Source organism: Campylobacter canis (assembly GCF_045504005.1).
GTDB classification, from domain to species: Bacteria; Campylobacterota; Campylobacteria; order Campylobacterales; family Campylobacteraceae; genus Campylobacter_A; species Campylobacter_A canis.
The window spans coordinates 255,540-264,782 of sequence record NZ_JBJJXH010000002.1 but is presented as its reverse complement, the minus strand read 5'-3'; the positions used below and the strand labels follow the sequence as shown (position 1 = coordinate 264,782).

Genomic DNA, 9,243 nt, shown 5'->3' with positions numbered 1-9,243 from the left:
AGAAAAAATGAAATCAGAAATCAATATACAAAAATGTATATTTAGATTTTTGATTTGTAGGGGGGTAATCATACAAGTAAATATGAAGAAAATTTGACCTCATCGCAAGGTCAAATTTGGCTTTTTTAATTATTTTGCCGCAGCTTCTACGTCGACTTGAATTTTTACTTTTTCAGAGATCATAGCATCTCCAAAATTTGAGCCTACGTTGAAGTCTTTTCTCATTACTTCGCCCGTGATACTAAAGCCGATTTTTTCATTGCCGTGGTGATCTTTAGTGTCTCCACCGTATTCAAAGTCAAGTTTTACAGGTTTTGTTACTCCTCTTATGGTTAAGTCGCCATAAATATTGCCTTCATCATTTCCTTCTTTTTCAAATTTGGTCATTTTAAAAGTGATTTTGTCAAATTTGCCTGCATCAAAGAAGTCCTCTGAAGATAGGTGCTCGTCACGTTTTTTGTTGTCTGTATCTATTGACTTAGTGTCTATTGTTACCTCAAGCATTTTTAGCTCGTTTGTTGCCTTGTCGTAGTCAACTTTAGCATCATAAGCTTTAAATTTACCATTTACTTTTGCTATTTTAAGGTGTTTAACTTGAAACCCTAATGTGCTGTGAGCATGGTCTATAGCATAATTTTGCGCATAGCTAAAGCTTGCTAAAAGCGCCGCAATAGCCGATATTTTGATTAATTTTTTCATTAATATATCCTTGTTTGAAATAATTTTCAAGATTATATTTGATATTTTATAATGAATAATAAATCAGTTATATTTTGTGTTTTATTTTAATAATTTAGAATTTAAATTTAAGATAAATTTATGAAAAGAAAGTCCGCACAAAGTCGCACGGACAAATTTTATATTAATTAAGCACCGATAATAATCTGGCTTGCTTTGATAACCGCAACTACATCATCACCGGCTTTAAGGGCCAAGCTTTTGGTGGATTCGTTTGTGATGATAGCGCTTAGCTTATCTCCGCCTGCTATCTTGATGTCTATCTCCGAATTTACCGCACCCTCTTTAACGCTGACAACTTTCCCTTTGATTTGGTTAGTTGCGCTTAATTTAAGCTCATTTTCACCCTTGGCAACAATTATGCTTGAGGCTTTAAATAGATAAACGATTTTTTTGCCTACTTTAAGATCAAGAGCTTTTTCAGACTCGACGGTAACTGTTGCTTTTACTATCTCTCCGCCTCGGAGTTTACTTACGATAAGTGAATTTACAACACCTGTTTTTACTTCAGTGATTTCGGCTTGAAGTTGATTTCTTGCGCTGAATGACATGTTAAATCCTTTGTTTTTAGTTCGATTTTAAATCTTGGTGAAATCTTAACAGCCTAAGCTTTGCCAAAACTTAAAATAAAATTATATAGAAAAATAATTTAATTTGATTTTTGATAATACTTTAAAAGCTTCGTAAATTCGCAATCTTATCACTAAAATGTTTAAAATAAATATTTCAAATTTAAAATTTAAATTCAGACAGCTAAATTCGGTTTAATTATATAAATTATTTCAAATTTGAGCTATTTGATGAGAAATTTGGCTCATTTAAAGATAGATTGACGGCTTTTGGAAGTTAATTTTAACTCCAAAGCCGTCAGCGTATATTAAATTAAATAGGTAAGACCCTGATATTTTGGCTTAAATTTTCTTGTAGCACGTTTTCGATCGCATATAGCGTTCCGCCCGAACCGCTTGCACATCCCGAGCAAGCCCCAAGATATCGGATGTAGATATCGATAATGCCTTTGTCGTTTTTCTTGATATCAAGAATTTCCATATTTCCGCCGTCCATCATAAGCATAGGGCGAATTTCGGCATCTATAACCGCTTCAACTGCTTTAAGCTGACCTACTACCGTAAGTTCTTCAAATGCCAAATCGCTATCGTTTCCTGAAATTTTAGCATCCGCGATGGCTTTTAGCTTCTCAGCTTCCATTTGAGCCCTAGTTTCTGCTAGGATATCAATCAGATAATACTCTCTTTTTTCGTGTCCGCCCGGCTTAATGCAGGATTTACAAAATGCACCTGCTTTGGTGTATTGAGTTATCTCTTCGACCGTTTTTAAGTCATTCATTCTGATTACATCGCGAATCGTGCCAAGACTTATTCTGGCGCATTCGCAAACTATGATCTCATCTTCAAAATCCTCGGGATTTACCCCCTTATAGCTTGCCGCAGCCGCTTTGATGACATCATAAGCCATTACCGAGCAGTGCATCTTTTGAGGCGGGACGGCAGGAGTTTCAGGATCGTCTCTCATCGCCTTTTCCACATCTATATTTGTGATCTTTACCGCCTCATCGACCGTCTTGCCGATACAAAGCTCAGCCATAGTATCAGAGCTTGCTATCGCCGTTCCACAGCCGAAGCTTTTGAATTTCGCGTCCATGATGATATCTGTTTTTTCATCAACTAACCAATAAAGCCTCACCGCATCGCCGCAACTCTCTGCGCCAAAATCGGCGATTATAAGTTTGCCGCCACGCTCTTTTGCTTCTTCTTCGGTTATCTGTCCCATATTGCGAGGGCTGTTCATTAGGTCTTGAACTTTTTGTGAGTATTCATCCCAAATCGAGCCGCCGATTAAATCGTGTTTTGCCATTTTATTCCTTTTGAGGCTTGTTTAGCGACTTGGCTAAATCAGCTCCTTCTTTTTAAATTTATAAATTTATTAAAGCCCGCTTACATGCCAATCCGGCGTATAAGCAAACGTACTTGAAATCGCTCTTAATCTTTCAACCGCTTTTTTGATATGCACTATCGCGTAATCAATCTCTTCTTCGGTATTAAATCTTGAAAGAGATAGCCTTAAAGCCGTATGCGCAAGCTCCTTATCAGCACCGATCGCTTCCATTATAGGGTTGCTCTCAAGCGTTTCGCTCGCACAAGCAGAACCCGTAGAAGCAGCGATACCAGCTTGGTTTAAATCCCAAAGCATAGCTTCGCCTTCAACACCTTTAACTGCTGCTAAAATAGTGTTTGGCAAGCGATGAGCCCTATCTCCCACAACTGAAATTTCAGGAATTTCAAGTAGAGCGTCTTCAAGCTTGTCTCTTAATTTTCTAACGTGTAAATTTTCAAATTCCATTAGTTTGTTGCTGTTTTCCAGCGCTTGCGCCATGCCTACGATACCTGCTACGTCAAGCGTGCCGCTTCGTCTGCCGCCCATATGCTCGCCTCCGTGAAGCAAGCTGGTAAGCGGCTGAGAATTTTTGATATAAAGTCCGCCGATACCTTTTGGACCGTGAAATTTGTGTGCGGAAAAACTCATAAAATCCATATTTATATCTTGCACGTTTATTTTTATCTTGCCGACCGTTTGTGTGGCATCGGTGTGAAAGAGCGCGCCGTATTCGTGCGCTATAGCCGCAAGCTCCTTAACCGGAAAAATTGTCCCCGTTTCGTTATTTGCCCACATTACGCTTACAAGCGCAGTTTTGTCATCTATCAAATTTCTTAAATCGTTTGGATCTAAAAGCCCGTTTTCATCAACAGGGATGTGGCTTACTCTTATGCCAAATTGCTTTAAAAATTCGCATGCTGCGCCAGTTGCCGGGTGTTCTACAGAACTGATTATGATATGATCTTTGTCTTTATTTAACATATGATCAAAAAATACGCCTTTTATAACCCAGTTATTACTCTCTGTCGCGCAACTTGTTACGATGATATCGTCTTTATCTCTAGCGTTAAAGGCCGTATAAAGCTGATCCATTGCGTGGCGCAAAGCAGGGTGAGTTTCGCTGCCAAATCTGTGAAGCGAGTTTGGGTTTCCATATTTTTCGCAATAAAATGGTTTCATGAGCTCGAAAGCTTCGGGATCAACCATCGTAGTTGCGTTGTTATCTAAATAAACTCTCAAATTTTTGCCTTTTAATTAGGATAGATTTTATCCTTTTTTATTTTTTCAGGATATTATAACAAATTGCATAAAATTTAGTTTAAAATTTAGGCTTAATTTTTTCAAATTTGGGATGATTTTGATATTGAATTTATATTGAAATTCTTTATCAATTTATGAATTATTCGCAATTGAACTACAAGCACCCATTATTTGAGATTTAGCGCTTTTAAAATTAATAAATTTTTTTAAGATTTCAAGCGGGAATTTCTTAAAATTCATAGATATTTTATAATTTATCTATTAAATTCTAAAGATTTTTCTCACTCGCTTTATTTTATTTATACGGCTTTTATACTTTTTAAGAGTCATGAGCTTGTGTAAGCTTAAAGTATTTCAATATAAAATCACCATAGCTCGAATTTAACTTCTCTTAATGCGTAATTTTATTTGAGAAATTTATATTTTTTTACTTTTAAACATAAAGTTTTGAGATATAAGATATATAAAATTATCTTGGATAAAACAGCTTTTCGTAAAAGCCGAGCATATCTCCGCAGACTTCACCGCTTTGAAACAGGAATTCGCCGTTTTTTTCGTTTAAAAAAGCGCTATGATAGCTATTTATGATAGATGTGTTTGAGGCTACTTTTTTCTGGCTTTTGTTATCAACCACAACCACTCTCTTGCCGTCTATAAAATTTTGCATCAGAGGTAAAAATCCTATCTTTTCGGCAGTTACGTTAAAGTCAAATAGGCTATATCCGCTTAAAGGGATTATGTTTTTATCTTCCGGATCGCAGGTTATTACGGTTATATTTTCTCTTTTTACAAATCCGATTCTAGCGTGCTTGCCTGCTTTTTCACAAGAAAATTTAGCCTCGTTATATAACGCATAATCGGTAAATAAAAAGCTAGGATTTTCGTGCAGCTCAGACATAAAATTTTGAGCCGTTTTGCAGTAGCTAACGGTTAGAATTTTTGCGATTAGATAAAAGCTCCAAGGGGTTAAAAGAGCTATTGTTAGTATAAAAGAGCCTATAAATTTGCTCAAATTCATCTTTTTAACGGCAAATATGAAGATAAAAATACAGATCAAAAGATAAAACGGATATATTATCAGCATCTTAATGCCTTAAATTTCACCGTATTTTTGTATAAATTTCATACCAAACTCCTTTTTTCCCGCAAATTCGATTGATTTGTCGGTATTGTTTGGTTTAGCTTGCGCCACTATATATTAAATTCTTTGTAATGAGTATTATATTATAAATTTTTACATTTAGGATTTTGCTGCGTCATTATCGGGCTTTTGTGCATAAACAGTGAGGCTATAAATTTGAAATTTATTCTGAAACGACTCAAATTTTAAGCTAAGATTATAGCGCTATTTTAGGCTTAATTTATCTCTTTTAGCATCTCTTGACTTGTTTCAAAGCTAAAGCCTTCATCTTCGTCTTGTTTAAGGAATTTATCGATGAATTCTCGCTTTGAGATCGCCGCATCAAGTTCTTTGTCGTTGCCTTTTTGGTAAGCTCCGATGCGAAGCAAAATTTCATTTTCTTTTATAAGCGAATAAAATCTCTTGAATTTAGCTACATTTGCCTTGTGTTCGGGCGTGATTAGATCGTTCATTACACGCGAAGCGGAATTTAGGATATTTATCGGCGGATAGATTCCAAAGTCCGTTAGTTCCCTACTTAGCACGATGTGTCCGTCAAGTATGGAGCGGCTTTGATCGGCTATCGGATCGCTCATGTCATCGCCATCAACCAAAACCGTAAAAAACGCAGTGATAGAGCCTTTTCCTTCTTCTTTTCCCGCCCGCTCCATTAGCTGCGGAAGTAGCGTAAGCACGGAAGGCGGATACCCCTTAGATGTAGGCGGCTCGCCAAGCGCTAGTCCTATCTCGCGCTGCGCCATGGCAAATCTTGTCACGCTATCCATGATAAACAGCACGTCTTTGCCTTGGCTTTTGAAGTATTCTGCTACGCTCATAGCGCAAAATGCACCGTATTTTCGCATAAGAGGGCTATCATCACTCGTAGCTACTACAAGCACCGTGCCGCTTAGATCTCCATGTAGGTTCTTTTCGATAAATTCAGGCACCTCACGACCTCTTTCACCAATGAGTGCTACTACTTTAACGGGAGCCTCGGAATTTTTTACGATCATGCCCATTAGAGTACTTTTACCAACCCCGCTTCCTGCGAAAATTCCTAGCTTTTGACCTTTGCCGCAAGTTAAAAGCGCGTCTATGCTCTTAACTCCTACGCTAAAAATCTCATCTATAAGACCTCTTTTCATAGCGTCAATAGGCGCTTTCATGATAGGGGCAAAATCATCGGTATAAATAGCTCCCTTGCCGTCTTTAGGACTCATAAATGGATCCACTACGCGCCCAAGAAGCGCATCGCCGACAGGGATTTTCATGCCTTGATCGCTTAGATAGACAAGATCTCCTATCTTGTAGCCCTCGACAAATCCAAACGGCGATATAAAAGCTCCGTCTTGTTTGATCTCGGTAACCATGCCAAGACCTCTTTTGCTTTTGTCGCGCGCTACGATCTGGACGATATCGCCAATGCTTGGACGAAGCCCTGAAATTTCAATAGTAGTTGATGAAATTTTATTTATCACTCCAAAGACGTTTGAAAGGGATAAATTTGAGTTTAGCTTGGATTTTAGACGCTGCAAACTCACTAGAATCTCACCTCTTTTGGCGAATTTATAAGAGCGAAAAACTCTCTTCTGGTGTCTGCATTTTTGATAAAAATTCCTCTTAACGCCGAAGTCGTGGTGGTTGAGTTTATCTTTTCAACTCCTCTCATCTCCACGCACATATGTCTTGCTTCTATCACCACGCCAACGCCTTTTGGCCTAATAACCTCTTGAATGGCGCTTGCGATCTGCTCGGTCATCTGCTCTTGAATTTGAAGCCTTCTGGCAAAGATATTTACCATGCGAGGAAGCTTGCTAAGCCCCACAACTTTGCCGTCTGGTATATATGCCACATGAACGCGCCCGATTATAGGAAGCAGATGATGCTCGCAAAGGCTATAAAACTCAATATCCCTCATCAAAACCATTTCGTTGTTTGAACTTTCAAAAAGCGCGTCGTTGAGCACCTCTTTTGGATCTTGTTCATAGCCTTGAGTTAGAAATTTAAACGCTTTAAAAACTCTTTCGGGAGTCTTGATAAGACCTTCTCTATTTACGTCCTCGCCGATGATCTCAAGCATGTTTTTAACCGAATTTTCAAAGCTAATTTTTTGCTGATTTTCTTGCATTTTTGATTTCCTTAAAATTTAGCCACATTTTACATTAAAGCGCCTTTTGCATTGATAAATTTCAAATTTATACAACTAATAAGGAAAAATTTGATATATTCATTAGAAAATTTTTATTTTTAAAAGGAAATAAATGGAACTCAAAACCAAAGTTATAGACACTGCCAACGCTTCGGTAACGGCTAAAATCTCAAGCGAAGAGATAAAATCAAAGCTTGAAAATCTTGCTAAAAAAGCAGCTAAAAATATGAAAATGGAAGGCTTTAGAGTTGGTAAAGTGCCTGTAAATTTAGTCTTAAAAAGATATGAAAAAGAGCTAACTAGCGATGCGGAACAAGACGCTTTAAAAGATCTTATAGACGCCGCTTTAAAAGAGCTTAATAGAAAAACAGATGAGGTTATCGGCGAGCCGATGTTTATAAAATTTGAAAGAGAAGAGGGCGCTATCGATACCGAGATAGAAATTTCATTTAAACCTGTCGTAAATTTGGACGGATACGAAGAGCTTATACCTGAATTTTCAACTCCTCGAGTTATGAAAAAAGAGATTGACGAGAAAAAAGACGAACTTTTAAAGATGGTAGCTCCACTTGAGAAAGTTGATAAGAAAAAGCTAGAAAAAGGCGACTTTGCTAAATTTGATTTTGAGGGCTTTGTGGACGGCGTTGCGTTTGACGGCGGCAAGGCTGAAGGATATGTGCTTGAGATAGGCTCAGGTCAGTTTATACCGGGCTTTGAAGATGGAATGATCGGTCTAAAAGTCGGTGAAGAAAAAGATGTAGAAGTAACATTTCCTGCCGAGTACGGTGCACCAAATTTAGCAGGCAAAGCGGCTGTGTTTAAAGTAAAACTCCATGAAATTCAAGGCAAAAACGTAGCAAAAGAGATAGACGCAGAGCTGTTAAAACAACTTATGCCAAATGAGGAAAACGCTAGCGTTGAGCTTCTTGAAGAGAGAATTAAAGATCAAATCAGAGCCGATAAGCAGTATAAGCTGGTAAATGAAGAGCTTAAGCCGAAATTCGCAGAAGCTATAGTCGAAAAGTATAAATTTGATATACCAAAAAACATCGTAGAGCAAGAGATAGATATGCAATTCCGCGGTGCATGGAACGGCTTTAGCGAAGATGAGATGAAGAGCTTCAGAGACGATAAAGACGCTCTAACTAAAAAGCGCGAGACATTCCGTGAAGATGCGCAAAAGAGCGTAAAACTAACGTTTATCATAGATGAGCTTGCTAGAAGAAGAAATGTAGCCGTAAGCGATCAAGAGCTTATCCAAGCTGTTTATTTTGAGGCTTACAGATCGGGACTTGATCCGAAACAACACCTTGAAAACTACAAAAATCAAGGAGTTTTACCGGCTATAAAAATGTCTATGATAGAAGAAAAGCTATTTAACGAGATGTTTGACAAAAAAGAAGAAAAAGCTGAAAAAGAGTCTAAAAAAGCAGCCAAAGAAAAAGACGAACCAAAGGCTGAGAAAAAGACAACAAAAAAGGCAGATAAATGAGCTATTACGTCCCATACGTAATCGAGCGAACAAGCAAGGGCGAGAGAAGTTATGATATCTATTCTCGCCTCTTAAAAGATCGTATCGTAATGCTAAGCGGAGAGATAGAAGACGGCATAGCCTCTTCTATCGTGGCTCAAATGCTGTTTTTAGAGGCCGAAGACCCAGATAAAGATATCTATCTATACATAAACAGCCCCGGCGGAGTTATCACAAGTGGCTTTAGTATATATGATACGATGAACTATATAAAGCCCGATGTTTGCACGATCTGCATAGGTCAAGCCGCGTCTATGGGAGCTTTTTTGTTAAGTTGCGGAACGCCCGGCAAAAGATATGCTCTTCCAAATTCCCGTATCATGATACACCAGCCCTTAGGCGGTGCTAGAGGTCAAGCTACGGATATAGAAATTCAAGCTAAAGAAATTTTGCGCATGAAAGAGATTTTAAACTCTATTTTGGCTAAGAATACAGGTCAAAAACTAAGCAAAATCGCCAAAGATACCGATCGCGACTTTTTCATGAGTTCGTTTGAAGCTAAAGAGTATGGGCTAATCGATAAAGTTTTGGAGAAAAGCTTTAAATAAC

Annotated in this window: 9 protein-coding genes; 2 read left to right on the top strand and 7 right to left on the bottom strand. The window is 38.0% G+C overall.

The genetic code is table 11. From position 1 onward, the window contains the following. Nucleotides 1-129 precede the first annotated feature (129 nt). The 7 genes from ACHJH3_RS03470 to folE all read right to left on the bottom strand — a co-directional run bounded on the left by ACHJH3_RS03470 (nt 130) and on the right by folE (nt 7,142). Complete coding sequence (locus ACHJH3_RS03470) at nt 130-699, bottom strand: YceI family protein (RefSeq protein WP_407063593.1); 570 nt, start codon at nt 697-699, stop codon at nt 130-132. 167 nt (nt 700-866) lie between these two features. Then, a complete protein-coding gene (locus ACHJH3_RS03465) occupies nt 867-1,289 on the bottom strand; it encodes a TOBE domain-containing protein (RefSeq protein WP_407063592.1) in 423 nt (140 codons plus the stop codon). 331 nt (nt 1,290-1,620) lie between these two features. Continuing rightward, entirely contained in the window at nt 1,621-2,613 is a 993-nt protein-coding gene (locus tag ACHJH3_RS03460; RefSeq protein ID WP_170018755.1) for an iron-sulfur cluster assembly scaffold protein, read from the bottom strand. A gap of 69 nt (nt 2,614-2,682) precedes the next feature. After that, the gene (locus ACHJH3_RS03455; RefSeq protein WP_407063591.1) at nt 2,683-3,873 is read right to left on the bottom strand and encodes a NifS family cysteine desulfurase; all 1,191 of its coding nucleotides are present in this window, start codon (nt 3,871-3,873) and stop codon (nt 2,683-2,685) included. A gap of 490 nt (nt 3,874-4,363) precedes the next feature. Beyond that, nucleotides 4,364-4,978 (bottom strand): hypothetical protein, encoded by a 615-nt coding sequence (locus ACHJH3_RS03450; protein ID WP_407063590.1) that lies wholly within the window; start codon nt 4,976-4,978, stop codon nt 4,364-4,366. A gap of 272 nt (nt 4,979-5,250) precedes the next feature. Further along, nucleotides 5,251-6,555, bottom strand: a complete 1,305-nt coding sequence (gene fliI, locus ACHJH3_RS03445) for a flagellar protein export ATPase FliI (protein ID WP_407063589.1) — start codon at nt 6,553-6,555, stop codon at nt 5,251-5,253. Beyond that, nucleotides 6,555-7,142 (bottom strand): GTP cyclohydrolase I FolE, encoded by a 588-nt coding sequence (gene folE, locus ACHJH3_RS03440; protein WP_407063588.1) that lies wholly within the window; start codon nt 7,140-7,142, stop codon nt 6,555-6,557. The genes fliI and folE overlap by 1 nt, the downstream gene beginning before the upstream one ends. A gap of 133 nt (nt 7,143-7,275) precedes the next feature. Here folE and tig point away from each other — a divergent pair, with 133 nt between their 5' ends. Next, nucleotides 7,276-8,655: a trigger factor gene (gene tig / locus ACHJH3_RS03435; protein ID WP_407063587.1), complete on the top strand. Its 1,380-nt coding sequence runs from the start codon at nt 7,276-7,278 to the stop codon at nt 8,653-8,655. Continuing rightward, nucleotides 8,652-9,242, top strand: a complete 591-nt coding sequence (clpP, locus tag ACHJH3_RS03430) for an ATP-dependent Clp endopeptidase proteolytic subunit ClpP (RefSeq protein WP_169943013.1) — start codon at nt 8,652-8,654, stop codon at nt 9,240-9,242. Before tig ends, clpP begins: the two co-directional genes overlap by 4 nt. The last annotated feature ends 1 nt before the right edge of the window (nt 9,243 follow it).

Excerpts from the sequence above, each read along its gene's own strand:
- ACHJH3_RS03460 (WP_170018755.1), bottom strand. The coding sequence starts at position 2,613 with ATGGCAAAACACGATTTAATCGGCGGCTCGATTTGGGATGAATACTCA.
- folE (WP_407063588.1), bottom strand. The coding sequence starts at position 7,142 with ATGCAAGAAAATCAGCAAAAAATTAGCTTTGAAAATTCGGTTAAAAAC.
- clpP (WP_169943013.1), top strand. The coding sequence starts at position 8,652 with ATGAGCTATTACGTCCCATACGTAATCGAGCGAACAAGCAAGGGCGAG.
- tig (WP_407063587.1), top strand. The coding sequence starts at position 7,276 with ATGGAACTCAAAACCAAAGTTATAGACACTGCCAACGCTTCGGTAACG.
- ACHJH3_RS03470 (WP_407063593.1), bottom strand. The coding sequence starts at position 699 with ATGAAAAAATTAATCAAAATATCGGCTATTGCGGCGCTTTTAGCAAGC.
- ACHJH3_RS03465 (WP_407063592.1), bottom strand. The coding sequence starts at position 1,289 with ATGTCATTCAGCGCAAGAAATCAACTTCAAGCCGAAATCACTGAAGTA.
- ACHJH3_RS03450 (WP_407063590.1), bottom strand. The coding sequence starts at position 4,978 with ATGCTGATAATATATCCGTTTTATCTTTTGATCTGTATTTTTATCTTC.